The organism is uncultured Marivirga sp. (assembly GCF_963974845.1).
GTDB classification, from domain to species: Bacteria; Bacteroidota; Bacteroidia; order Cytophagales; family Cyclobacteriaceae; genus Marivirga; species Marivirga harenae.
The window spans coordinates 18007-42368 of sequence record NZ_CAXBEQ010000007.1 but is presented as its reverse complement, the minus strand read 5'-3'; the positions used below and the strand labels follow the sequence as shown (position 1 = coordinate 42368).

The 24362-nt window shown below is 35.9% G+C and carries 23 protein-coding genes; 12 read left to right on the top strand and 11 right to left on the bottom strand.

The window, feature by feature from the left end; translation table 11 throughout:
- Positions 1 to 7 precede the first annotated feature (7 nt).
- Positions 8 to 1873, bottom strand: coding sequence for an ATP-binding protein (locus tag AAC601_RS15050; RefSeq protein WP_303270389.1), 1866 nt, complete (start codon positions 1871 to 1873; stop codon positions 8 to 10).
- Positions 1874 to 2206: 333 nt separating this feature from the next.
- Between AAC601_RS15050 and AAC601_RS15045 the strand changes: the two genes are divergently transcribed.
- From AAC601_RS15045 to AAC601_RS15030, 4 genes are read left to right on the top strand one after another with little or no spacing between them, the layout of a single operon-like run.
- The gene (locus tag AAC601_RS15045; RefSeq protein WP_303270388.1) at positions 2207 to 2800 is read left to right on the top strand and encodes a heme-binding protein; all 594 of its coding nucleotides are present in this window, start codon (positions 2207 to 2209) and stop codon (positions 2798 to 2800) included.
- 59 nt (positions 2801 to 2859) lie between these two features.
- Positions 2860 to 3468 (top strand): alpha-ketoglutarate-dependent dioxygenase AlkB, encoded by a 609-nt coding sequence (locus AAC601_RS15040; protein WP_303270387.1) that lies wholly within the window; start codon positions 2860 to 2862, stop codon positions 3466 to 3468.
- A gap of 59 nt (positions 3469 to 3527) precedes the next feature.
- On the top strand, positions 3528 to 4109 hold the full coding sequence (locus tag AAC601_RS15035) for a hypothetical protein (RefSeq protein WP_303270386.1): 582 nt from the start codon (positions 3528 to 3530) through the stop codon (positions 4107 to 4109).
- Between the two features lie 45 nt (positions 4110 to 4154).
- Positions 4155 to 4586 (top strand): PH domain-containing protein, encoded by a 432-nt coding sequence (locus tag AAC601_RS15030; protein WP_303270385.1) that lies wholly within the window; start codon positions 4155 to 4157, stop codon positions 4584 to 4586.
- A gap of 30 nt (positions 4587 to 4616) precedes the next feature.
- Here the strand turns inward: AAC601_RS15030 and AAC601_RS15025 are convergent, their stop codons facing one another.
- The 3 genes from AAC601_RS15025 to AAC601_RS15015 all read right to left on the bottom strand — a co-directional run bounded on the left by AAC601_RS15025 (position 4617) and on the right by AAC601_RS15015 (position 7736).
- A complete protein-coding gene (locus AAC601_RS15025; RefSeq protein WP_303270384.1) occupies positions 4617 to 5039 on the bottom strand; it encodes a secondary thiamine-phosphate synthase enzyme YjbQ in 423 nt (140 codons plus the stop codon).
- A 332-nt stretch (positions 5040 to 5371) separates the two neighbouring features.
- Positions 5372 to 6847, bottom strand: a complete 1476-nt coding sequence (locus tag AAC601_RS15020) for a PAS domain-containing sensor histidine kinase (protein ID WP_340153701.1) — start codon at positions 6845 to 6847, stop codon at positions 5372 to 5374.
- A gap of 247 nt (positions 6848 to 7094) precedes the next feature.
- Positions 7095 to 7736: a hypothetical protein gene (locus tag AAC601_RS15015; protein WP_340153700.1), complete on the bottom strand. Its 642-nt coding sequence runs from the start codon at positions 7734 to 7736 to the stop codon at positions 7095 to 7097.
- Positions 7737 to 8325: 589 nt separating this feature from the next.
- Here AAC601_RS15015 and AAC601_RS15010 point away from each other — a divergent pair.
- From AAC601_RS15010 to AAC601_RS15000, 3 genes are all read left to right on the top strand, one after another.
- A complete protein-coding gene (locus AAC601_RS15010; RefSeq protein ID WP_340153699.1) occupies positions 8326 to 9546 on the top strand; it encodes a sulfite oxidase in 1221 nt (406 codons plus the stop codon).
- A 3-nt stretch (positions 9547 to 9549) separates the two neighbouring features.
- On the top strand, positions 9550 to 10017 hold the full coding sequence (locus tag AAC601_RS15005) for a hypothetical protein (protein ID WP_340153698.1): 468 nt from the start codon (positions 9550 to 9552) through the stop codon (positions 10015 to 10017).
- Positions 10018 to 10522: 505 nt separating this feature from the next.
- A complete protein-coding gene (locus AAC601_RS15000; RefSeq protein ID WP_340153697.1) occupies positions 10523 to 11398 on the top strand; it encodes a sterol desaturase family protein in 876 nt (291 codons plus the stop codon).
- Positions 11399 to 12029: 631 nt separating this feature from the next.
- Here the strand turns inward: AAC601_RS15000 and moaA are convergent.
- Genes moaA through glp form a run of 7 tightly spaced genes read right to left on the bottom strand, consistent with a single transcriptional unit; the run spans position 12030 to position 16904 of the window.
- Entirely contained in the window at positions 12030 to 13019 is a 990-nt protein-coding gene (gene moaA / locus AAC601_RS14995; RefSeq protein WP_303270378.1) for a GTP 3',8-cyclase MoaA, read from the bottom strand.
- A gap of 18 nt (positions 13020 to 13037) precedes the next feature.
- Positions 13038 to 13949, bottom strand: a complete 912-nt coding sequence (gene moaCB, locus AAC601_RS14990; protein ID WP_340153696.1) for a bifunctional molybdenum cofactor biosynthesis protein MoaC/MoaB — start codon at positions 13947 to 13949, stop codon at positions 13038 to 13040.
- Position 13950: 1 nt separating this feature from the next.
- Complete coding sequence (locus tag AAC601_RS14985) at positions 13951 to 14388, bottom strand: molybdenum cofactor biosynthesis protein MoaE (protein WP_340153695.1); 438 nt, start codon at positions 14386 to 14388, stop codon at positions 13951 to 13953.
- A gap of 13 nt (positions 14389 to 14401) precedes the next feature.
- Positions 14402 to 15121 (bottom strand): HesA/MoeB/ThiF family protein, encoded by a 720-nt coding sequence (locus AAC601_RS14980; RefSeq protein ID WP_340153694.1) that lies wholly within the window; start codon positions 15119 to 15121, stop codon positions 14402 to 14404.
- Positions 15122 to 15127: 6 nt separating this feature from the next.
- On the bottom strand, positions 15128 to 15370 hold the full coding sequence (locus tag AAC601_RS14975) for a MoaD/ThiS family protein (RefSeq protein WP_303270374.1): 243 nt from the start codon (positions 15368 to 15370) through the stop codon (positions 15128 to 15130).
- A 1-nt stretch (position 15371) separates the two neighbouring features.
- Complete coding sequence (locus tag AAC601_RS14970; protein ID WP_303270373.1) at positions 15372 to 15704, bottom strand: LysR family transcriptional regulator; 333 nt, start codon at positions 15702 to 15704, stop codon at positions 15372 to 15374.
- A 3-nt stretch (positions 15705 to 15707) separates the two neighbouring features.
- Positions 15708 to 16904, bottom strand: coding sequence for a gephyrin-like molybdotransferase Glp (glp, locus tag AAC601_RS14965; RefSeq protein WP_340153693.1), 1197 nt, complete (start codon positions 16902 to 16904; stop codon positions 15708 to 15710).
- 53 nt (positions 16905 to 16957) lie between these two features.
- On the opposite strand from glp, the gene AAC601_RS14960 reads away from it, so the two are divergent.
- From AAC601_RS14960 to AAC601_RS14940, 5 genes are all read left to right on the top strand, one after another.
- Positions 16958 to 17737 (top strand): sulfite exporter TauE/SafE family protein, encoded by a 780-nt coding sequence (locus tag AAC601_RS14960; RefSeq protein ID WP_303270371.1) that lies wholly within the window; start codon positions 16958 to 16960, stop codon positions 17735 to 17737.
- A 353-nt stretch (positions 17738 to 18090) separates the two neighbouring features.
- A complete protein-coding gene (locus AAC601_RS14955; RefSeq protein WP_340153692.1) occupies positions 18091 to 19383 on the top strand; it encodes a hypothetical protein in 1293 nt (430 codons plus the stop codon).
- A 36-nt stretch (positions 19384 to 19419) separates the two neighbouring features.
- The gene (locus AAC601_RS14950; protein ID WP_303270369.1) at positions 19420 to 20421 is read left to right on the top strand and encodes a sulfurtransferase; all 1002 of its coding nucleotides are present in this window, start codon (positions 19420 to 19422) and stop codon (positions 20419 to 20421) included.
- Positions 20422 to 21168: 747 nt separating this feature from the next.
- Positions 21169 to 21576, top strand: a complete 408-nt coding sequence (locus tag AAC601_RS14945) for a hypothetical protein (RefSeq protein WP_340153691.1) — start codon at positions 21169 to 21171, stop codon at positions 21574 to 21576.
- Positions 21573 to 24314, top strand: coding sequence for a TonB-dependent receptor (locus AAC601_RS14940; RefSeq protein WP_340153690.1), 2742 nt, complete (start codon positions 21573 to 21575; stop codon positions 24312 to 24314). The genes AAC601_RS14945 and AAC601_RS14940 overlap by 4 nt, the downstream gene beginning before the upstream one ends.
- Positions 24315 to 24362 lie beyond the last annotated feature (48 nt).

Sequence of the window (24362 nt, the reverse complement as noted above, 5' to 3'; positions counted from 1 at the left end):
AAGGGAATTATGAGGTTTTGTGCAGTGGAATACGCACAGAGAACAATGTTCCCTTACCCTTAGTACTTTCTACAGACATTTTGCCTCCTATATTTGTAAGCAACTCATTTGAAATTCTTAAACCCAAACCAGACCCTGAATGCTCTGTTCCACTCTCTTGCGATAATGATTTTAAAGAAAGTATCTTTTCTAAATCAGACTTTTTCATGCCAATACCTTCGTCTTTTACCGTGATATTTAAACGATCAGATGATTCCTCCGAAATAATTTTTATTTCGGTATTCTTATCAGAAAATTTTATAGCATTGGAAACAAGATTGTTTAGTATTATAAAAAGTAACTCTTTATCCGAGTAAAACATTAATTCCTCGTTAATATTTGTCTTTATCTTTATTTGTTTTTTTTGTAATTCGCTACTATGATAACTTTTAATTTCATTAACAAACTCACCTAATTGAATCACTTGCCTTTGAACTTCGTAGCCTTCAAGTTGAGTTTTAATCCATGCTATCGTATTGTTGATAGCCAGTTTTGATTTTTTTAATTTTTCAAGAAGTGTTTTTGAATGCTCTGAAGCTTCTTCAGGAGTCAAGTATTTCTTGATTAGCATATTTAGCATGCTTTCCAAAGTGTTCATTGGCGTTTTAAAATCATGAATAACTGCCGAAAAAATCTTGTCTTTGATTTTATTTAGATTATTTAATTCATCTCTTTGGATGGCTAATTGAGAATTGGCTGTATTAATCGTTTGATTACTTTCCTGTAATCTTCGATTCAGTCTTTTGGTGTTCCTATAAAACAAGAAAATTGAAATAAATAAAAGAAAAAGTAAGACTGCAGTGATGATACCTAATGTGGTGTAGTATTTTTGCTTCTCCGCCTCCTTTTCTTTTTCCGTAATTTGAATTTCCGCTTGCCTCATCCTGAATCTATTCAGTTGACTAAGGTTTTCACTGGGCTGAATTCTCTTTTGAAGTAATACCAATTGCTCTAGATAGTGATAAGCGCTATCTTTTTGATCCGATCTCTTCCACAGTTCGTACAAAAGTTTCGCACTGTTTTCAGCTATCTTTAAGTGTTCATCGAAAATTGCGAGTTGGAAAGCCTTTCTTCCAAATTCACGCGCACTCACATATTGTTGAGTCATAAATTTTGAGCTAGCTATGCCATACAAACAATTAGATTCGATATATGGATTTAGTAATCCTTCTTTTCTTCCAAGTTCCAACACCCTTTCAAACTCTCGTTCCGCTTCACTATAGTTTTTCTGCTTAAGTTGAATTTCTGCCTTAGTTGATAACGCATGAAGCAATGTGCTACGATCCTGTTCTTCTGTTGACATTTTGATAGAGATTTCAGCATATTTAAGTGCTGAATCATTCATTTGTAGTTCTAGATAGGAACCTGCTAAATTGTTGTATAATTCTCCTAAAAGGTCAAACTTAAGGTTCTCTTTCGCAATTCTTATCGCTTTTAATGTGTTTTTGGCACTTATATCATAGTCCCCTAACAGATAATAACACCCCCCAATAATATTCATTGCTAATATCTGTTGGTTTGGCATGCCATTGGCGGCAAAGATTTTTGCAGCTTCGTCAAGGTATTTTACTGCCTGGACCAATTGATTAGAGTTGTGATAGATAGTCCCCAACTGCAAGTATATTTTACCCTTGCAAGAAACGCTTAGACTTTTCCCTAATCCCTCTTGCAATAGGGCTATTGCTGTTTCAGAATTTCCTTCTTGAGCTTTTTCAAGTGCCAGTGATAGGATATCTTCCGTTTTTGAGCTACACTTTTTATTATCCAATTCCTGACAGTGAGTATAAAAACTAGCTGCTGCAAATAAAAAAAATAAGCAGATGGTACTCTTCATTCAGTCTCGTTAAATGATTCTATTTAATTTAATAAGATTACTCTTTAAAAGCAATATGTTTCAATTTTGAGATCCATTTAGGCCTAGATTAAAGATGGTTTATACAATATTGAAATATGCATAAAACATTAATAATAAAGAACTGTGAATCTTATGATTTGTTCACCGTGGGATGTCCTTTGAAAGCGAACGTTCAATTCTGCAGGCGTTATGACATAGACTTGCTTTCATTGTAGTTTGGTAGCCAGGATCACTGCATCGGTCTACAGATCTAATCTTGATTGAGTGGACTGAAACCAGAAACATCAGATTGAAGAATGACGTTAACTAAGTATGAAAATTGTGTTTATTGTAATAGCAGTACTTGTTTTAGTCTTTATTTTCGTACAGGTATTTGCAATATATAGTCAAAAAGGTATTGAAACCTATGATTATGAAGTGGTTCGTAAGTTCGAGAACTTTGAGATCCGCTCTTATGAAAAGAGTCTTTTCACATCTGTAAAGCTTCCAGGTAGTAGTTATAAGAAAATGTCTAGCAAAGGATTTTCAATGCTTGCAGCATACATCTTTGGAGGAAATGACAGTAATGAAAAAATTGCTATGACCTCTCCTGTAAGTATGTCGTTGGAGGACTCTATGACTATGGGTTTTTTGGTTCCTCAAAAGTATGAGAAAGAAGATTTGCCAAAACCCAATCAGTCAAATATTGAAATTAAAGAACAAGCTCAGAGAAGAATGGCAGCCATCACTTTTGGAGGATGGGCTGATGATAGCAAAATTGAAAAGAATAAAAAGAAGCTGATTGCGTCATTGGAAGAAAATGGTATAACTTACACTAATAAGTTCTATATGTTTGGTTACAATGCTCCATATGAGCTTTTTAATCGGAAGAATGAAATTGTGGTAGAATTACCAGAAGAGAAATAAATGCATGTTTTGCCCGAACTGCTAAATCCTTTCTTCGTTATCTTGAATGCTTTACCTATATGATGTTATTTGACCAACCTTTTGATGCTGGTAAAAATCTACTTCCTTTTGATGGCACCGTGAATTACCATGGTAGAATCTTCAGTGATAATGAATCTTCCCTTTTCTACCATAAGCTCTTTGATGAAATAGAATGGGAGCACGATAAAGCCATTATTTTTGGAAAAGAAATTATCACCAAACGAAAAGTAGCTTGGTACGGAGAGAAACCTTTTTCCTATACTTATTCTAAAGTTACAAAATATGCGAAACTCTGGACACCTGCTCTCCAAGAAATAAAGCAGGAAGTGGAGAAGCGATCAGGAGAAACCTATAATTCTTGCTTATTGAATTTATATCACTCCGGTGAGGAGGGGATGGCCTGGCACAGCGATGGAGAAAAAGACTTGAAGAAAAATGGTGCTATTGCTTCTGTCAGCTTTGGAGCCGAACGGAAATTTGCCTTTAAACATAAAGATTCAAAAGAGAAAGTAGAAATTTGGCTTGAGGACGGAAGCCTTTTGGTCATGAAAGGCACAACTCAATTACATTGGCTACATCGATTGCCACCGACCAAAAAAGTACTGACTCCTAGGGTGAACCTCACTTTTCGCACTATTGAGGATTAATAAATTATTTGTATTACAACCACTAATTACTTTGCAGGGTCTATTTCAAAAACATTTTCATGCTTAGAAAACTCTTATTAATACTTGTTGGTGGGTTTGCAATCCAATTCCTACTTTCTTGTGAGAAATGTGGGCCAATCCCTACATTTGAGATGTTTTACACCGGTTTAAGTTTAAGGACTGGTGCTGAAATAGATAGTCGATTGAATTTGGATGAAGATACTATTCGAACAGAGAATTTCAGACTTGAAATCTATTTAGAGCACGAGCAAGTCGCACTTTCAGAACAAAGATCATCCTTTCATTTCGGTTTTAACAAGGCAAATGCTTTAGATTGTCCCACTCCGCTTTATAATTATTCTGACAAATTAAAAGATTTAAACATCCTGATGATTAATCAAGAGGATAGGAACCAAATGATAGATGTAACTACTAATTTTGGAAGCAATTTTAATTCTGAGATAATTAGTGTAAAAGATTTAATAGAAATACAGAATGAATATCAAGACCAGTTTTCTTTAGATTTATTGCTAGTAGATTATGATAGTATCTATGAAAAGGCAAGCTTTCAAGTAACTGCAACTTTGGAATCTGGTGAAACTTTTACAGAAGAAACAGAAGAAATTATTTTTGTAGACTGAGTAATTCTCTATATTTCACCAAGATTTATCATTACATGATAGCAAATGAAAACGAAATACCCCTCTAAAGTATCTTACGGATTGTTACTATTTATTTTCGTGATCTTTTTCGCTCCATTTTTAGTTAATGGTAGTACAACAGAATGGAGTCAGACGGTAATAATTGCGCTTGCGTTTATGATCGTGATGTATGTCTTTATATTGTATATTTTTATGCAAACCGTGTATACTATTGCAAATAAAACATTAAATATTAGAATGGGATTTATCACATTTAGGGCAATTAAGATTGACGAAATAAAGAAAATCTCAAAAACTAATAGCGTCTTTTCCTCGCCAGCTCCCTCTTTTGATCGAATTGAAATAGAGCATGGTGAATTCGGTAGTGTTATCATTTCTCCAAAGGATAAAACCTCACTATCAAAAGCTCTGGTGCAACTTAATCCTAAGATTGAGAACAGGCTAGAGGAATCCTAAAAATATCGATATACATTTGTATGGATCAAATTAATCTCCCATAACAGTAATCGTAATTCTTCTCCCACTCGCATGATTTCGGTGCTCGCAAAGATAGATACCTTGCCAAGTTCCTGTTAGAAGTTTGCCCTCTTGAATCGGTACACTTACTGAACTGCCTAAAAGAGAAGCTTTGATGTGAGCAGGCATATCATCTGCGCCTTCTTGAGTATGTTGGTAATAATCCATGTTCTCGGGCACCATCTTATTGAAATGTCGCTCAAAATCTCCTCTAACGGTGGGATCAGCATTTTCATTCAAAGTAAGCCCAGCAGAAGTGTGATGAATAAAGACATGGGCGATGCCAGCTTTTATATTTTTTAGTTGAGGCATATTTTCTTCAATTTCTCTTTCTATCAGATGAAAGCCTCGAGGGTACGGGCGAAGTGTAAATGTTTTTTGTAATGTATTCATTTCGGTGTTTGCTTTAGTAACAAGAAAGATCTAAAGTTTAATAATGGAAATAAATGAAAATTATAGACAACACTGCAGTTTAAAGACGAAAAGAGTAACCTTTGGTTTATTTGTACTCTAATCACCTGAAATAAGTAATTGTTGATTCTGAAAAGCCTGTGCCAACAGTTATTGATTGACCGTAGCTATTACACGGATGGGAAAGGAATATTATACTTGCTTTAGGCAAACTATTGAAAAAATCGTCCCTTTCTTCATTTCACTTTGTAGATGCAAATCGCACCTATTTTTGATTAACAATTCTTTTACCATTGAAAGACCAATACCTGAGCCTAATTCCCCTGCTGTCCCGTAGTTGGGTTGCATGCTGTGCCGCTTTTAATTGCATCTATTTGTTCGCTTGATATTCCAATCCCCTCATCTTCAACAGTCACAAATAAGTTTTTAGTGTCTTGATATTGATTAATAGTGACGGTAGCGCCAATATTTGAGAACTTAATTGCATTCTGAATTAAATTTCTGAGCGCTATCTTAAAATGGTCGGGATCCATTTTCAATTTTAAGCATTCACCTTTAATTTCCACTTTAATTTCTTTTTGATTGGCAAGTGAACTGCTACCTTCAATCATTTCTTTAATTATTTTATCTGAGTCAAATTCTATTATATTAGCTTCAATATCTTCCATATTAGCCTTTGCCCAGCGAAATAAATCATCTATAGTCTCTTTAATGGGAGTAAATTCACTTTTTAGCTTTTCAATGAATTCAGCAAAGTTTTCGGAAGTAATGATTTGATATCTTGTACTATTTAAGATTCCTTCAAACGTATTTAATGGACTTCTGATGTCATGCGTAACGATAGAAAATACTCTATCCTTTGACTGATTTACTTCTTCCAGTTTTTGCCTTATATTTTCTAGCTCGCTGATATCATTAATGTATCCAGCTACAGCAATTACATCGCCATTAGCATTTTTTATGGGGTTTGCTCTTCCAAAACCTACAAAAGAACTGTCATTTGGTAATAGAAAGGACTTTTTGGTTTTAATGGATTCTCCTGTTCTCACTGCTTCTTTAACTACATCGCTTTGCCAATTGGCAATATCTTGAGGAAATACTTCTTGCGCACGCTTTCCTTGAATCTGTTCTTTTTTCAGATTCAAAGCCTTTTCATAATGCCGATTCACCACTTTGTATGTCCCATCCGGATTGAATAAAGCAACGAAAAGGGAGACATTATCAATTAAATTGTAAAGCGTTTTTTCAGATTCATCTAAAGCTTTCACAGAACTTGTAAACGCGCGATAAAAATAGACGAGGAAAGAATATAGTAAAATTGCAAGAACTGTGGTGTTTTGTATTAAGATATAGAAGGATAGGTCTAACACCTGACTACTATACTGAGCCTTAAGGAATTTTAAGTAAATGATGATGCCAAATAGAACCCAATAGCGATAATGTTGAGAGGGACCACTGAAAATTAAGATAGATAAAGCCATAAAGGCAAATAAAATATTTTCAGTGTCAGTATATAATTGATTACGATAAGCATTAACTGCCAGGCCGATAATGAGGAGAGATCCAACACTTACTAGGTAGCTTCTGCCTTGAGGATGTTTATGATAGTAGCTAAATATGAAGGTGACTGCAAATAGCACACCTGCCGTAAATATGAAGACCGATTGAACCAGTAAACCCTCGAAAATAGTTAATATTCCAATTACCAAGCAAGTAGCTGTAGAAAAGAAAGCTACAGAATTAATCAGCTTAATTCGATTGATTTCCAGCTTATCTAATTCTGGCTGCATCCCCAGATTTATCAAATAGTTATAATACTCCCCCATTTTGTATTATTAATAGATGATTTGCATTTTTTAAATATACAAAAAAAATACTTACGGTATTTTTTAGCAATGCATCTTTCGATGAAGCGTGGAAAAAAATTAGTGACAGACCGATGCCTTGGGTGAGGCATAGACTACAAAATATTTGCAGGAAGTAGTTTTTTAAAGTAAATTCTCTAGACTGTCTCCATCATTAATCACCAAATTGTTGTTAATAATAATAGGAATCCATCTTTCTCCCAGTTAATTTTTGACCTTTCGCAATAATAAAAACTAATAAACCTACTGCGGTTGCAAGGATAGAAATACTGGATAAGTTAGATTTAATGGGGATTGCTGTAGGAGTGATTTCATTTTCATTGATAATTATATTTAACTGGTTGTTAGTTGCAGTACTGACAATGAATTCTTGATTTGCAAGCCCCAGTTTACTGATAATAAAAATAAATTTGTCACTATTTATGTGAGTGAAACTTTCATTTTTTAGATACACTTGCTCGATATGGTCAGGAAGCCCACCAAGTTTGAAGGCTACAGTGGTCGTTTTATCAACCATTACTTTTCCTTCTAAAAGTATAGGTTTGATTCCTCCATTAATAGTCAAGTGTATACTTTCTTTGATATGCTTAAGTAGTACCTGTTTAAATTCCTCAATACTAGTATAGTTAGTTGCACGCTCTTGAAACTCTAATTCATATTGGAAGGCGGTAATAGATGCGTTTAGATTAATTATCCATTCGCCAGTCACATTTTCAATAAGTGAAAATGAAGATTTCTTGGGCTCGTTCGCGCTTAGTTTAAAAGTTGAAAATATTATCAGTACGAGCGATAGGGCTTTAATTAAATGTTGCATGTCTTTTTATTTTTCTCTTTAGACGCAACTGCTTTAGTTCTCCCTCGCAGCATTATAATCTATACGTCATAATTATTTTTTTATAGACACCGTGGGATGTTTTCTTTTTCCCGTCTCATTTTCAATTAAATGGAACCCACGAGGGTATGGGCTGAGTTGAAAAGTCTTCTGTTTGCATGGCATATTTGATAGTCTTAAAAGATTAAGTAAAACCAATTTTAATTATTCATTGCAAAACATATTTTTATACTCTTTATAAATTCTTCTGAGAAATCAACATTGATTTTTTGGGTTGAGATTGAATATTTTGAGTTGAAGATACATTTCCAATACTTGTTTCTAGCATTAGTATGCTGATGATTTGCAATTGTGTCTTCTGAATTAGGTTGCTTTAGTTTTCAGCCTAGCACGGCTCAAGTGTGTAACTTAAGTTACTTAGTGCAAATTGTGAAATTGCTACTTTTAATAATCTGGAGTTCAATAGTCTGGAGTTTATCTATATATTGTTAGTTGTAGCGATCTATTTTTTTGGTTTATTCTGAAGTTGCGCTTAAACGTTTATTTTACTGGATATAAAAATATAATAATTTTGAAAAGAAGAGATTTTGTTAAAAAAGCAACCTTAAGTTCGTTTGCTACCATTATAGGAGCAGATATTGTATTTGGTTCTAATATAATTGAAGGTTATAAGCCAGTAGCACTTCAAGATCCTGATCCATTTAAAATGTTCAATAAAAGCAACGAGATGGTTGTTTTAAATGATAAACCTTGGAATATTGAAGCTCAGGCTCATTTATTAGATGACAAAGTAACACCTGAATCGAAAATGTTCATTAGAAATAATGGATTGGTTCCAGAGGATATAGATGCAAGTACTTGGACGCTGACCATTGACGGTGAGTCTGTGAAAGAAAAAAAGACGTACACGCTTGCTGAGCTGAAATCTAAATTTCAAAAACACACTTATCAGTTAACATTAGAGTGTGGAGGAAACGGAAGAAGTGAGTTTAATCCTCCGGCAAAAGGAAATCAATGGACCGTAGGTGCAGTGCATTGCGCTAATTGGACAGGTGTCCGTTTGAAGGATGTGCTAGAAGATGCTGGAATAAAGGATGATGCAGTCTACATTGGCTTCCACGCTGCAGATATGCATTTGAGCAGAAATCCTAGTAAAGAACCTATATCCAGAGGAGCACCAATGGCAAAGGCACTTCAAAATGAAACATTATTAGCATTTGAAATGAACGGAAAAGATATCCCATTAGTACATGGATATCCGTTGCGTTTAGTTGCAGGGGGATGGCCTGCTTCTGTTTCAGGCAAATGGGTTAATAGAATAAGCATTAGAGATCAGGTACATGATGGTACAAAAATGTTGGGGCAGGCATATCGGGTACCTTGTGAGCCTGTTGCCCCTGGGGAAAAGGTGAAAGATGAAGATATGTGTATCATCGAATCTATGCCGGTGAAATCTTTAATTACCAACCCTAAAACTGGAGTAATGATTGATGAGGGAAATTCTTTACAGATTAGAGGACACGCTTGGGCTGGAGAGTTAGCCGTTTCTGAAATGGAATATTCCATAGATTTTGGCTCAACCTGGAAAGAATGTGCAATTGAAAAACCTGTAAATCGATTAGCATGGCAACAATTTTCTGCCACAGTTGAATTTCCGAAAAAAGGGTATTATGAAGTTTGGGCAAGAGCAACAGATGAAAGAGGTCAATCGCAGCCAATGCTTTTACCTGGTTGGAATCCTAAGGGTTATTTAAATAATGCTTGTCACAGAATTGCAGTTAAAGTGAAATAATTTATGAAGGACGAAGAATTGTTTAAAAAAGTTAAAAGATTATACCACTTAACACTTACGGGCCTTAGTTTTATTGTAGTGATGGGTGTTTTTATAACTATTTTATATCAAAACCCTAATATTTTTACTTTTGAAGAAGAAGCGCCTGCTGTGGCAGTTGTTCAAGAAACAGATCAAGATCTAATTAAAGACGGTATTCACGTTCGAACCGGCTTAATTGATGCACCAGGTTTGATGTTAGTGGTCAATAACTGTACTGGATGCCATTCTTCTAAGTTAGTAACTGCAAATAGGATGAACGAGGAGCGTTGGAATGCAACAATAAAATGGATGCAGGAAACACAAGGATTATGGGATTTAGGGGAAAATCAAGAAGCTATTGTTGAATACTTAGTTTCAAATTATCCTGTTTCAGATAAAGGAAGACGCGAGAATTTAGCAAATATAGAATGGTATCAATTGGAGAATTAAAATAGTGTTTTCAGTGTTATTTCTCTCCGTTTGTAGAGATGGTAAACCTAATACACGGTGGACCAATGAGTAAAGCATTGAAAATACCCAAAGTGAATCCTTCATAGAATTTTAGCAAAACTATTTCGATAAACAAGTGGTCTTTAAATATACTCAAGCACTGCTAATGAAGAACACGGAAAAAAGGAATAGTAGTAGCATGAAATAATGTAAAATGCTTTGATTGAGGCATGCTGTAAATATAAAATGAGATAAGGGTTTAGGTTGAAAATGCGAATTAAATAAAGTAGATGTTGTATTGATTGATTAAAATAAAATGAGGATTAGTGATTAATTCCTTTTCCATAGAGGCACGTTTATTTCATTTACATGCTTTAAAAAAAATAAAATATAAAGACTAAAAAAATATTACTGTTCTTAGACATAATGGCGTATCCTAAATGATTTACCTTATGAACAAGACAATATTCAAACTTAACAACTTAGTAATTTTAATAATCTAGTTATGGAGAAATATATAGATGCGTTTGTGAATTCATTTATGGGTACTTTGGATTGGACTTGGAAGTCGATCTTATTCGAGGTGCCATGGTATACCAATTATTTTTGGGGTCTTATTGTGATTTCCCTTGTAGTGTGGGGCTTGGAGATAGCTTTTCCTTGGAGAAAAAATCAATCCATTATTAGGAAAGATTTCTGGTTAGACGCTTCTTATATGTTCTTTAATTTCTTTGTTTTTGCGATTGTTATAAGTGGTTTTTACAGAATTTTACAACTTGGATTCGAAGACCTAGGGATATCCGAAAGTTCACTTGCGCTATTTGAACCAGCAGGTTGGCCGATGTGGGCACAACTTCTTATCTTTTTTGTGGTTCTAGATTTCGTGCAATGGTTCACTCATGTCTTATTACATAAATACCCGTTTTTGTGGAAATTCCATAAGGTTCATCATAGTGTGAAGGAAATGGGATTTGCTGCACATTTACGCTATCATTGGATGGAAAATATATTATACAAACCTCTAAAGACTTTCGGGGTGATGATATTATTTGGCTTTGAGCCAGCGCAAGCATATATTGTCCACTTTGCAGCTATAACGATCGGACACCTTAACCATGCGAATATAAAGCTAACATGGGGTCCTTTGAAGTACATTTTTAATAATCCTGTGATGCATTTATATCATCATGCTTATACATTGCCGGAAGGAAAATACGGTGTAAATTTTGGTATAAGTTTGAGTCTGTGGGATTATATTTTCAAAACAAACTATGTTCCTGAAGATAGCGGTACAATAGATTTAGGTTTTCCTGGAGTAGAGGAATTCCCAAAAGATTTTGTTCATCAGAATACTTACGGATTTAAAAAAGGTCAAAATTAATCAGTAACCGAAAATTATCATACCTCTATTTTTTTCCTGTGTTGGGATGGATATTTGAATTTCTGTAGGATATCCATCCCATCTTGGATTTGAACCTCCCCTTTTATTGCGACAAGGTATTAATAATACTACAAGGCCTGAATTTCCAAGGAAATTTTTGATTTATGGGTATGGGCAGGAGTGATGTGAGCCAGAGAAGAAGTGACTTGACCGGTCAGCAGATTTCCTAGATTTTCTCATAGTAATGCTTTTGACTTTCTCTTTCATTAAGAAAAACAAAAGGAAAAGTGCCACAAGATTTAATTTTGGATAGAAAAACTCCCGCTCCATCTAAAACCTCAAGTTCCAGGATTTGACATTCTTGCATGTGATTAAATTGCAAAAATCACATCTTCATTTACTCTTAGCTTTTTTAATACCCTAATTGTTTAGCAAGAAAACTGTACTACCTTGTCTATTAATAGGATGATGTGGGCTCTTGCTTGTAAATGAGAGTGCCAATTGTCGTTTACCGAAAACAGGGGGAGATTCCAGTATATGGTGGTATTGTAGATTTTGGTTTATTTGCTATTAACGAATTCCATAATAATGTGTACCTACGAATTTTTAAGACTTAAAAAAGCATCGGTAATTAACCGCCAATAGCTATCATACTCCTGTTTTGTCCGTGTTGGGCCGGGTCTTTAAATTTCTCTAGGGTATCCATCCCGCCTCGGCTTTTAAACTTTCCTTGTATTGCTTTCTCAATTAAGGGGGTTATAGATTCACCTCCCCTTAAAGTAGAAAGCAGGTCTGTTTCGTTAGCCGAAAATAGACAGTTTTTAATTTGACCATTTGCTGTTAGCCGTATGCGATTACATGAATCACAGAAAGGATTCGTAACTGTACTAATAATTGCAAATGTGCCCTTGTAACCTTTAATCTGATAATTTCTCGAGGTATCATTGGGTCGGTCTGCAATGCGCTTTATTGCTTCTCTCTCGAATACATTTTCTACACAATTTAGTATCGCTTGCTGCGAAACTAGTTTGGACATATTCCATCGGTTGCCATCAAAAGGCATAAACTCAATAAATCGAATGTGGAGTAAATGCTTTTCTGAAAGTTTTATGAAATCAATAATTTCATCATCATTGACTCCCTTCATCAGCACACAATTGATTTTTACATTAAATCCATGCTCTAGCAGTTGAAAAATGTTTGAATAAACCTTTTCAAAGTAATCTCTCCGCGTAATTTGCTTAAAACGTTCTGGAATTAATGTGTCAAGACTAATATTTATATTTTGGATACCTAATTTTTTAAAATCTTCAATATGTCTGTCTGTAGTAACTGCATTTGTGCTTATCGCAAGTTCTACGGGTAATGAAGCCAATTTCTTTAGTATGTCCCTGGCATCTTTTCTCACCAAGGGTTCTCCACCTGTCAAACGTATTTTTGTTACACCAGCCTTTACAAATGTGCTGGCTATGGAATATATCTCATCTGCGTTCATTAAGTGCGACTTGGGAGAAAGCGGTATGCCGTCTGCAGGCATACAATAGTTACATCTCAAATTGCATCGCTCTGTAAGCGAGATACGTAAATAAGTGTGTTTCCTTCCAAAACTATCTTCTAGCATATATTTTCCTTTAAATCGTTAGTCATGCCTAGCACCTTGGGCAACTTTAAAAATGTGAAGGGCGGCAGGAAAGATTGCATCCATAGATTCTGTTGCCCCTTTTGTTGATCCTGGCAATGCAAGCACTAGCGTGTTGCCTATCATTCCAGCTGTGCTTCTTGAAAGCATCGCGTAAGGAGTGCGTGATTGTCCATAACTGCGTATAGCTTCTTCTATTCCAGGGACGGAGCGTTGCAATAATGGTTGTAAGCTTTCTGGAGTCACATCTCTAGGGGAAAGTCCTGTACCACCAGTAAATATTATTAAATCTAGTCCGCTTGATTGGTAAGTATTTGTCTTTTCCTGGATAAGGTCTTTTTCATCGGGTATTACCTGATAGTCTGTAATAGTAACACCTACTGCTTCTAATTTGGCAATGATTGCTTTACCTGCTTTATCCTCTTTCTTGCCTGCTGCAATTGTATCGGAACAAACTACAACGGCAGCTTTAATAGCAGGCTCTAGGTCTTTTTTAAAATCACTTTTACCACCGCGCTTTTCCAGCAATTTTATCTGCTGTATTTCTATACCCTTATCTATTGGCTTCAGCATATCATACATGTTAAGCGCTACTATACTTGCACCGTGCATTGCTTCTACCTCTACACCAGTTTTATAAATCGTCTTAACTGTAAAGACTATAGTAATCTCTAATCCGTTTAGTGCGTATTCTATGCCAGTGAATTCTATTGGCATGGGGTGGCAGTCAGGAAGTAACTCAGGTGTTTTTTTTACAGCCAAGAGACCAGCCGCTTTGCTCATAGCAAAAACATTTCCCTTAGGGACCAGGTCATCATTAATGGCATTGATTGTCTCTTGTTTACTCACCTTCACTGTTGCCTGAGCCGTTGCAATACGTAGTGTGCTGCTTTTATGCGTGATATCTACCATTTTAATTGTTCACTTTCCATTGATGTGTTCCGTTTTCAAATAGTTCTTTTCCAAATACAGGAGCTTCTTGCTTGATCGCTTCTACAATTTCTTCCAAAGCTTCAAAAACAATTTTCCTGTGTGGGGCAGAGACAAATACAAAAAGACAAACCTCTCCAACGTTTACAATACCTAAGCTATGGTAGATATGCATACAGGTGATATTGTGTTTTTCAAATATGGCCTCTCGTATATCATGAAAGGTTTTATTAGCCATTTCTTCATAAGCACTATAATCAATGGCCTTAACAGTCTTTTTATCTATTGTATCTGCACGGACTTGCCCTAAAAAAATATTATGAGCACCAATGCTCGTTTTAGATTGGTGTTTTGCAATTGAATTTGCAATAAATTCTGGTGTTATAGCTCCTTGAACAAATACATTTTTTGGTTTACTCATTATATTAATTGTTTTATATGGTCTGCTTTCTCGAAAGTTTAATATGTTCCCATTGCATTGTTTTTATATCAAATAAGCCAACAGTGCCAGATAATGGGTTGCCTAATCCTGTGATGATTTTGATCGTTTCTGTTGCTTGCATCAGCCCAATAATGCCAGGCAGTACAGGTAGAATGCCACTCTCATTGCAATCTTTAATTTTTGATATTGGAGGATTTGGAAAAAGACATCTGTAGGTAGGTCCATTATTCAGATTAAAGACAGACACTTGACCTTGATACTTATATACAGCCCCATAGACAAAAGGCTTTTGCATCTCTAGGCAGGTATCATTTATTAAATAGCGGCTTGAAATCATATCTGTTGCATCAATGATAATGTCATAATCATTTATGATAGTTTTTGCATTTTCAGTAGATAACATTACGTCATACTTCTTAATGATACAATTTGGATTAATTCTCTCTAATTGTCTTTTTGCTACATCTACTTTGGGCACACCTACATCATCTATCGAATATAAGATCTGCCTATGTAGATTGGAAGCAGAAACCTTGTCAAAATCTACAATACCAATTGTACCTACACCTGAAGAAGCTAGGTACTGCATAGCAGGACACCCCAATCCTCCGGCTCCTACCACTAATACTTTTGCAGTACTTATCTTTTCCTGTCCTTCTATTCCTATCTCAGGAAGTAGGATTTGTCTTATGTATCTTTCGTTATCGATCACTTTGTTTTAGCCTCCCGCAAATGGTGGTAATAATGCGAGTTCTACATCTTTCGAGATTTCTGTTTCCCTATCCACGATCTTATGATCGAGAGCTACATTAAATTCTTGAGAGACTAAAGCAGGATAGGAGTTGTTTAACTGACTGATTACAGCTTCTACACTACTTTTCTCTACATCAAGATATTCATTTGTCTTGTTGGTCGCTTCTGCAATTTGACCGAAATATTTAATATGTATTTTATGCTTCATTTTACTTCTTATTAAAAGGGTGATGATCAATGAAATCAGCGGTCTGATTTTGTAAATGCTCAAATTGACTAATCATTGTTTTTGCATATGGTGTGAGTTTCATGCCACCACCAGTATTTCCTCCCGTTGTGGTGATCGTCATTTCTTCTTCTCCTGCATCATTGACACTTTTAATGAGATCCCACGCTTTCTTGTAAGATATATTTAAGTGCTTAGCGGCCTTGCTCAAAGAGCCAAGTTCGTCTACTGCCTTTAACAGTTTAATACGACCATTGCCTAAAAAGGAATATTCATCTGCTTCAATCCATAATTTGAATTTTATCTGATAGCTCATAATTTATTGAGGTAATAAAAGTACATTAACTTCGCTTCCTTTATTTATTGTTTGTTCACCTTCTGGCAAATAAACTAATGCGTTTGCTACCGCAAAAGACCGAAGCATTGACGATGCTTGACCATCTAATATTTCAACCTTTTCTGCTGTTGCAAGCGCTTTAAGAAATTGCGCTCTAGTTCCATTTGAAGTAAAACTGTTGACAGCGGTAAGCCTCTGACTAAGTACATCAGACCTTTCCTTTCCCGAATACCTGGTAATTGCCAAAGCCACATATACGTAAAAACAACTTAGTGCTGAAGCAGGATTACCAGGCAGAGCAAAAGCAAAACGATCATTCTTTTTACCAAAGTACAGCGGTTTACCAGGCTTTTGTTTGACTTTATAGAAGACTTCATCAACACCTATGGCTGCAAGGGCATCGCCCACAAAATCATAATCACCCACTGAAATACCACCGGAGACGATTGTAAAGTCGTAATTGTTGAGCATTTTATTTAAAATCGTTTCCGTTTCATGGTACTCATCAGTTACTTTTTGAATTATAACTTCCTGAATACCCAAGCTGGCTAGTGCATTTTTAAGCATTATAGCATTACTCTCATATACTTTACCATCCGACAGGGGCGTGCCTATTTCTACTAATTCATTACCTGTTACTACTATAGCAACGGTTGGTTTTTTGTAGGTAAGTACTTGCGTTATGCCCAGACCGGCCAAATAACCTAAAGTGCTTGGAAAGAGTGTTGTTTGCTTAGGGAGTGCGAGCGTGTCCTTTTTAATTTGCTCGCCAATCGGGCGAATATTGCTTCCTGAAGTAATTTCACCTTCAATTCTGATCGTATTTTTTTCTTTGGTTATAAGTTCTTGCTTCACAACTGTATCTGCTGTTGTTGGAACTTGAGCTCCCGTAAAAATACGAACAGCTTCTCCAGCAGAAAGATCAATTGATGGTACATCACCTGCCTTTATTTCGCCTCTAACAGTATAAGTATCCGTATCGCTTAAATGCAAAGCGTAACCGTCCATGGCTGATTGTCTAAAGGGAGGAAGGTTTATAGGTGCAGCAATATCTTCAGCCAGTACATATCCCTTTGCTTTTTCAATGGAGATCATCTCCGTTTTAGAAGTGCATTGTACGTTTTCTTTAATTAGCGATATGGCTTTTTCTACAGTAATCAAAATTTCCGTTATATTCACATAAATATAACGGTTTGAATTAGAAGTTGCCTCATATATTTTTAAAAAACACTATGATTTTAAGCTTAACGAGTATAATATTTTTATGTATTCTTTTCTTCGTGATAGCAGTATTATATGGTTCAGTCGGCTTTGGCGGTGGTTCTAGCTATTTAGCGATTCTTGCCTTATTGGCTGTTTCATTTTTTACAATGAGGTCATTAGCTTTGGTATGCAATATTATTGTCGTGGTTGGAAGTACCTATTGGTTTATAAAAAAAGGGCATTTTAAAATAGCTGATTTCTTTCCATTTGTAATCACTAGTGTACCTATGGCCTTTGCTGGAGCCTCGTTTAAACTAGAAGAGCAAGTGTTTTTTGTGATACTGGGTGGCGTGTTAATAATTGCTGCGATTTTCCTGATTTGGCAAGCCAAAAACTATTCAGGCTTTGAGCGAGAAGTAACTAAGAAGTATCCTGCTTTCATACACTATATATTGGGTGCTGGTATAGGATTTGTGTCTGGTATGGTTGGCATTGGGGGTGGTATTTTTCTTGCACCTATTTTATATTACTTAAAATGGGGGACATCTGTTAAAATAGCTGCACTGTCGAGTTTTTTCATTTTAGTTAATTCAATCTCTGGCTTAGGAGGACTTTTCTACTCTCAAACTTTTAATGCACCTGTTTCTATGCTTATAGCTCTTGGTTTAGCTGTTTTGACAGGAGGGCAAGTAGGTGTTCGATTAAGTTTTAAAAAGCTTTCACCTAGCGGGATGAAAGTAATAACTGCAGTGTTAGTGTTCATAATAGGAGTGAGGGTGCTTTTGGTAAATGCACTCAACATACTTTAATGAATAGTTTAGCATTGAATCTCTTATGAAACCATCTTGCAGTGCGCTCACTATTGCCCGTCATGGGATTTCTATATTTTCATTAGTTGATAGTATTTTCAATCTGTTATTTTTGCCCTCCCCCGTATCAAAGGATTTCCCCTTCTCACTAAATAACTATTGCATTTACTTTTTTGGCAATAGTTTTCAAATATTAGCCACCACATGATTTTAATAACAAATATTTTCAAGTAAAGAAACCTGCACATATCCCATTATATGTAGCATTAGTTACAGTGTGATTCCTGAGATTTCTTTTTCTTGTAGTTTATAATGGTCGAAATGTGTAAAATTTCTGACCGTGACTTTATTTAATGAATTTTAAAAAACAAATAAGTAGAGTAACAATGGTTTTGGTGCTTTTGACTGTACTAGATACTCTCAGTTCTTACGGTCAGGCAAAAAAACCGACTTGGATTGAAAAGAATCCTAATTTCAAGATCGATCCGTTTATGATGGTACAGCTTTGGGGTGTTCAGACAATAGGCATGAGAGCAGATTTGGATGGAGATGGCACTTTTGAGGATGTAGAAAATCGCTTCAATATCCACTTAAGGCGTGCTCGATTAGGTTTTAGAGCTAATCCATACTCTTGGCTCAACTTCACTTTAGTTACATTTTATGATGGTGTAGGTAAAGATGAGCTTAATGCAAGTTTTGGTCCTAGTGAAGTACATGATGTAGGATTTGGTATTTGGGATGCCTTTTTCCATGCGAAATTATCAGATAGTGAGAGCCTAATCATAACGGGGGGTTATTTTAGACCGCAACTAGGTAGGGAAAGTATTACTTCAAGCTTTGCCACCACTTCCGGAGACAAGGCTATTCAGCAAAATTATATTAGATTTCACTTGACAGGTATTGGGTCTGGGCGAACACCAGGTATCAATGTCGGGGGTCTTCTATTCAATGACACGGAAGGTTTTCAGATCAATTACAATGCGGGAATTTTTAATCCTGTAGTAACAACCGATCTACCTGGTGGACAAAATTCAGTCGGTACTTCTGCAGCTCCTCTATTCGTGGGCCGGACAGTGTTTAATTTCGGTGATCCTGAAATGAGTAAATATACAATAGGATATAAGTCCAATTATTACAATGAACGATATGGTCTTTCAATAGGTCTCGGTGGTAGCTATCAGGGCGAAACAGGTCTCTTTGATCTAAACACTTCTCTTAGTGCCGACTTCCTTTTAAACTGGGGTCCATTAAACATTGATGGGGACTGGCATTTACTCAGCCGCGAAGGAGGAGATAAGGGTGTTGGTGGTCTGAATGTGTACAACGCTAACACAGGCCATATTAGGGCTTCATATAACATACTTGTAGACGGAAAAATTTTAGAGCCGACAGTAATGTGGATGCAATACAATGGTGCTGAAGAGGCGATGGCACAAAAAGAAGCACACGCAGTAGGATCTTTTTCTGGAAGCAATGATACTTATAATGTAGGTTTTAATTTTTACCAGAATACACACAGACTTAAATGGATCGCCCATTATGTAATTCAGCAAGGTACACCTGGAAGAAATCAGTGGACTGGACAGCAAGGGCTTTCAATCCAACGAGGAAATTACTTTGTAATCGGCTTAAACGCCATATTTTAAAAAAGAAAGTTTAATCAGTAGCAAAACCAAAATAAAATGAATTCATCGATAAAATATCTAATAACGCTTTTTGCCCTGATGATCATCGTGGCATGTGGAAACCAAAAATCTTCGCAGGAAGATAGTTCAGCTCAAAAAGAAGCTCCAAAAATTGATTATTATAATGATGCTTACCTTGTAGAGGCAACTGATGTAAAACAAATGATTGAAAATAGTGCAACCTTTACTTTAATTGAAGTATCCAAATTAGAAGATTACGAATCAAGCCATGTCCCGGGTGCGCTTAATATTTGGAGATCTGAATACGAAAATCGAGAAGACTACGATTATGGAGGGATGATAGCCACTAAAGAAAAAATGGAAACTTTATTAACTCGTCTTGGTGCTTCTTCCGATCACGAGATTATTATATATGATACGAAGGGTAATGTAGATGCACTGCGCTTCGTTTTTATTTTGAGAAGATATGGTCACGATAAAGTACGCATTATCAACGGTGGAAAGAACGGCTGGACTGATGCAGGTTTTTCGCTTGATACTACACCGGTACAGTTAGTAAGCATTACTACTCCTTTTGTATTTGATTCAACAAAGGAATCTATAGCGCATTATGCGTCCAAAGAGGAAGTAATAGCTGCCTTAGATGATCCGAATGTTATCTTGTTGGACGTCAGAACTTTGGATGAATACACTGGAAAGATGCTAAAAAATGGAGCAGCAAAAGCTGGAAGACTTCCAAAAAGTATTCATATTGATTGGGCAAATACCATAGATTACGATGAATCATTTCGTTTCAAAGAAGCGGCTGATCTCATGTATTTGTACGAATCAAAAGGTGTAACAAAAGATAAAAAGATTATAGCCTACTGTCACACTGGAGTTAGGTCAGCGCATACTCAGTTTGTCCTGAGTGAGCTTTTAGGATACAAAAATGTCAAAAATTATGATGGATCATGGACAGAATGGAGTCATGACGATAATCTTCCTTTCGAAATCGATCCGAAAGAAGAATTGGTTGGTACCCCAACAATCGATTAAGGAAAACAAATGATCTATTTGAGGGTGTCGAAGTCTAATTCGATACCTTTTTTTGGCATTTATCTAGTCTTAAAATACCCTGAAAAAGAACAAAATTAACATTATTTTCCAGACCACTTACTCCTTAGGTAGTTTATAATGTTCTGTTTGTAATAGGTGTGCGGTATCGCTAATTCGAATATTAAAAAGCAAGCTGTCAACGCTAATGCAAGCATTTTCTCTACGTCTATAAGTGATAGTCACTGTTTATATTACGTGTTTTCGTAGAGAATACCTAAGACTTGACCATCGAACTATGATTAGTTCAGTAGCTCTACAAGCAAACATATTTATAGCACATTATGAGTGCTGAATAGACAGTAAGATCAGTTTTTCATATGAATTTCTCTCTAACTTCAGATCCCAAAAGATTAATGATAGCACTTCATACTCCTTGCTGTTAGATCTTGATACAGAAGCTGGCACGGGAAATATAATGCTAGAAATTCAAATATTGAAAGCAAGGTAAAGGTTCTCTCTATTGCTAAAAATGAGTGCGAAAAAAATCATTAATGGGATCGAACCATACTGCATAGGTCGAACCATAGTAAAGTAATTTTAGGACGATACACTCTTTTCTTCTTTGGACGCTACGCATTTTCTTCTCCCTCGCAATAGATCCATATTGCTATAAAATTATTTTTTTCGAGGGTGGCGAGGGATGTTTTCTTTTTTCGCGTCTAACCATTGAATCAAATAAATAATAGAATGAAAACGATAAAATTTTTAGCAGTAGTAGCATTCTTCACCCTTAGTTTCAGTGCCTTTTCACAAGGGCCCAGAGGGGGTAGACCCGGGGGAGGACCAGAGGAAATGATCAAAAGAGAGAAGCAAGCTTTGTATGAGAAGGTTGAAGATCTAAGCAGCGATCAAAAGCTCTTATTAGATGGTATTTATGAGGAGTTTCAAGTGACGCTGGAGGAAACCATGGAAGAGTTAAGAAGTTCTGGAGACCGAGAGAGTAGAAGAGAAAAAATGGAAGCCATTAGAACAGAAAAAGACACACTTGTTAAGGATGTCTTAAGCGAAGAACAATATAAAATCTATGAAAGTATTTCTCAATCAAGAGCCAAGAGAAAGAGCAGAGATTCAGAGATGGAAACTGAAGACCAATGAAAAAGAAGCTGTTATTTGTAGTAATTTTACTATCAATTAATGCCATAAATTTAAATGCTCAAAGTCAGGCACAGACAATCTCTGTGTCTGGCTTATTGCAGGATAATTCAGATGGTTTGCCGCTTGTCGGTGCCTCAGTATTATTGGTGAATGTAAAAGATTCAGCACGCTCCAAATATGCTGTAGCTGATGCAGAAGGAAGATTTCAAATGAACGAATTGGAGCAGGCCTTTTATAAATTAAGAATATCCTATGTGGGTTATAAGACTTTCGCTAAAATTATTAGAATATCATTACCTGATACTGATCTAGGACTTATCAAATTGGAACCAGATGTCACCTCTTTGAATGAGGTTGTAGTAAAGGGAAAAGTGGTAGCGGTTCAGCAGATAGGAGATACAACTCAATTTAACGCTTTAGCTTATAAAACCAATCCAGATGCATCGGCCAAAGACTTAGTAAGCAAAATGCCTGGAATTGTTATTAGCAGTGATGGGGTCACTGCAAATGGTGAAAGTGTACAACAGGTCTTACTGGATGGAAAGAGATTTTTTGGACAAGATCCTTTACTCTCTCTCAATACTATTCCAGCTGATATAGTGGATAAAATACAAGTTTATGATGAGGAAAGCGACCAAGCTAGGCTAACCGGTTTTGATGACGGTAATACCACCAAAACCATGAATGTGGTTACCAAAGAAGACAAGAGAAATGGTCAATTTGGAAAACTATATGCTGGATATGGAGAAAATGGATTGTACAAAGCTGGAGCCACTCTTAATTTCTTCGATGGAGATCAACGAATAACTTTCTTGGGAATGTCAAATAATATCAATCAGCAGAATTTTGGAAGTGAGGATCTCATTGGAGTCAGCGCTGGTGGAAACAGAGGTGGAGCGCGCAGAGGAGGAGATCAGACCTTCATTACTGGGACACAAGATGGAATAACTTCGACTCATTCCTCTGGTCTAAATTTTAGTGATGAATTATCGACAAGAACGACTTTCGAAGGAAGTTACTTTTTTAATAACTCCATCAATAATAATGACGCACTATTGAGTCGAGAAACTTTTCTTACTAATGGATCTCAATTTTATTCTGAAGAGCAACAAACGACTACTAACAACACCAGTCATCGATTGAATTTGAGGCTTAACCATGATTTTAATGAGAATAATAGTTTATTGCTTAGATCCGCAATTAGCTATCAGGATAATGAAAGCAATGAAACTACCTTTGGTAAGACTTTGACCGATGAGGAAGAGCTATTGAATGAAACTTCAAATAGCTACAACAGCTTTAACAATTCTTTGAATTTCACCAATAACCTGATCTTCCAGCATAAATTCGAAAAGGTAGGTAGAACAGTATCCCTTGATCTAAATACTAAATATCAACCGACCACACGTGAAAGTTTATATGAGGATTTAGTACTTGATTCACTGATTGATTACAATACTGAAGAATATGAATTGTCAACAGGAGCAACAGTCACTTATACTGAGCCTGTGGGGTTGACGGGCCAATTAGCAGCTAGCTACGCCTTTAATAATTCAGTGAGGAATATCGACACAGAAACCTTTTTTGTGGAAGAGGACGCTTCAGCTAAAGTGTTTAGTAGTGAATTGTCAAATACGATGGAAAGTGTTTACCAAACCCATTTACCAGGTATTAGCTATTCAAATAATAAATATGGTAATATCTTTGATATCGGGCTTTCCTATCAATATGCTGCTTTAAAAAATAGCAACTTATTGTCTCTAACTAATGAGCGGTCAAATCAAGCTTTTGGTAACTTTTTACCTTCATTGCTTACCCGCTTTCAATTAGGTGAGGACGGTAACTTCTTTCTAAGATATGCAGCCACTACCACAGTTCCCAGTGCTAGCCAACTTCAGACGGTAATAGATAATAGTAATCCTTTGTTCTTATCAGCTGGTAATCCTAATCTAGATTTGTCATACAATCATAATTTAGATTTCCGACTTCAAAAGAATTATTTTGACATAAACGCCACGCTATCAAATAGAACGAGTATAAAAACCAGCAATAATTATATTGGGAATAGTACAGCCATCATTGCAGAAGATTCTGTCTCTGCTGGAGGAGTTGTTTTGACAAAAGGTGCTCAGATTACAAGTCCAACCAACTTCGATGGTTATTGGTCAGTCCGAAATAATACAACCTACGGAGTGCTCATTTCTCCTATTAAAAATAACTTGAATCTATCGGCAGGGCTTGGATATGTTAATTTACCAGGATTGACCAATGGGGTAAGTAATACAGCTGAGACGTATTCTGCTGATTTAAAGGTGGGCTTAGTGAGTAATATTAGTGAAAATATAGATTATAATGTCTATTATCAGGTCGCAGGAAGTCGTGTTCTAAACTCCTTACAATCCAAAACAAACAATCAATATTACACACAGACTGTTGGGTCAACGGTCAATTTGATATTTCCAAAGGGATTTGTATTTCGAAATGAAGCTTCTTACCAGAAATACACAGGAATAAATAATAGTTTTGATACAAATTACACACTGTGGAATATGGGCCTTGCAAAAAAGTTTTTGAAAGACGACAGAGGAGAATTAGAATTATCTGTTTTTGATTTACTAGGTCAAAATCAAAGTTTTAATCAAGAAGTGACTTCCCAATATCTGGAAGAAAGCCAAACGCAAGTTCTTCAACGCTATTTTATGCTAACATTTACCTATCAACTTCGGAATTTTAGATAATGGTGTTCAGATAAGAGATTAATCATGTACAAAATTACAACAAGCAAA

What these genes read in the sequence shown, in the direction of transcription:
- AAC601_RS15040 (WP_303270387.1), top strand. Translation starts at nt 2,860, where the DNA reads ATGATGTTATTTGACCAACCTTTTGATGCTGGTAAAAATCTACTTCCT.
- AAC601_RS14985 (WP_340153695.1), bottom strand. Translation starts at nt 14,388, where the DNA reads ATGAGTAAACCAAAAAATGTATTTGTTCAAGGAGCTATAACACCAGAA.
- AAC601_RS14950 (WP_303270369.1), top strand. Translation starts at nt 19,420, where the DNA reads ATGAATTCATCGATAAAATATCTAATAACGCTTTTTGCCCTGATGATC.
- AAC601_RS15045 (WP_303270388.1), top strand. Translation starts at nt 2,207, where the DNA reads ATGAAAATTGTGTTTATTGTAATAGCAGTACTTGTTTTAGTCTTTATT.
- AAC601_RS15015 (WP_340153700.1), bottom strand. Translation starts at nt 7,736, where the DNA reads ATGCAACATTTAATTAAAGCCCTATCGCTCGTACTGATAATATTTTCA.
- AAC601_RS14960 (WP_303270371.1), top strand. Translation starts at nt 16,958, where the DNA reads ATGATTTTAAGCTTAACGAGTATAATATTTTTATGTATTCTTTTCTTC.
- AAC601_RS14940 (WP_340153690.1), top strand. Translation starts at nt 21,573, where the DNA reads ATGAAAAAGAAGCTGTTATTTGTAGTAATTTTACTATCAATTAATGCC.
- AAC601_RS15030 (WP_303270385.1), top strand. Translation starts at nt 4,155, where the DNA reads ATGAAAACGAAATACCCCTCTAAAGTATCTTACGGATTGTTACTATTT.
- moaA (WP_303270378.1), bottom strand. Translation starts at nt 13,019, where the DNA reads ATGCTAGAAGATAGTTTTGGAAGGAAACACACTTATTTACGTATCTCG.
- AAC601_RS14975 (WP_303270374.1), bottom strand. Translation starts at nt 15,370, where the DNA reads ATGAAGCATAAAATACATATTAAATATTTCGGTCAAATTGCAGAAGCG.
- AAC601_RS14955 (WP_340153692.1), top strand. Translation starts at nt 18,091, where the DNA reads ATGAATTTTAAAAAACAAATAAGTAGAGTAACAATGGTTTTGGTGCTT.
- AAC601_RS14970 (WP_303270373.1), bottom strand. Translation starts at nt 15,704, where the DNA reads ATGAGCTATCAGATAAAATTCAAATTATGGATTGAAGCAGATGAATAT.
- moaCB (WP_340153696.1), bottom strand. Translation starts at nt 13,949, where the DNA reads ATGGTAGATATCACGCATAAAAGCAGCACACTACGTATTGCAACGGCT.
- AAC601_RS14945 (WP_340153691.1), top strand. Translation starts at nt 21,169, where the DNA reads ATGAAAACGATAAAATTTTTAGCAGTAGTAGCATTCTTCACCCTTAGT.
- AAC601_RS15020 (WP_340153701.1), bottom strand. Translation starts at nt 6,847, where the DNA reads ATGCAGCCAGAATTAGATAAGCTGGAAATCAATCGAATTAAGCTGATT.
- AAC601_RS15000 (WP_340153697.1), top strand. Translation starts at nt 10,523, where the DNA reads ATGGAGAAATATATAGATGCGTTTGTGAATTCATTTATGGGTACTTTG.
- AAC601_RS15035 (WP_303270386.1), top strand. Translation starts at nt 3,528, where the DNA reads ATGCTTAGAAAACTCTTATTAATACTTGTTGGTGGGTTTGCAATCCAA.
- AAC601_RS15050 (WP_303270389.1), bottom strand. Translation starts at nt 1,873, where the DNA reads ATGAAGAGTACCATCTGCTTATTTTTTTTATTTGCAGCAGCTAGTTTT.
- AAC601_RS15005 (WP_340153698.1), top strand. Translation starts at nt 9,550, where the DNA reads ATGAAGGACGAAGAATTGTTTAAAAAAGTTAAAAGATTATACCACTTA.
- AAC601_RS15025 (WP_303270384.1), bottom strand. Translation starts at nt 5,039, where the DNA reads ATGAATACATTACAAAAAACATTTACACTTCGCCCGTACCCTCGAGGC.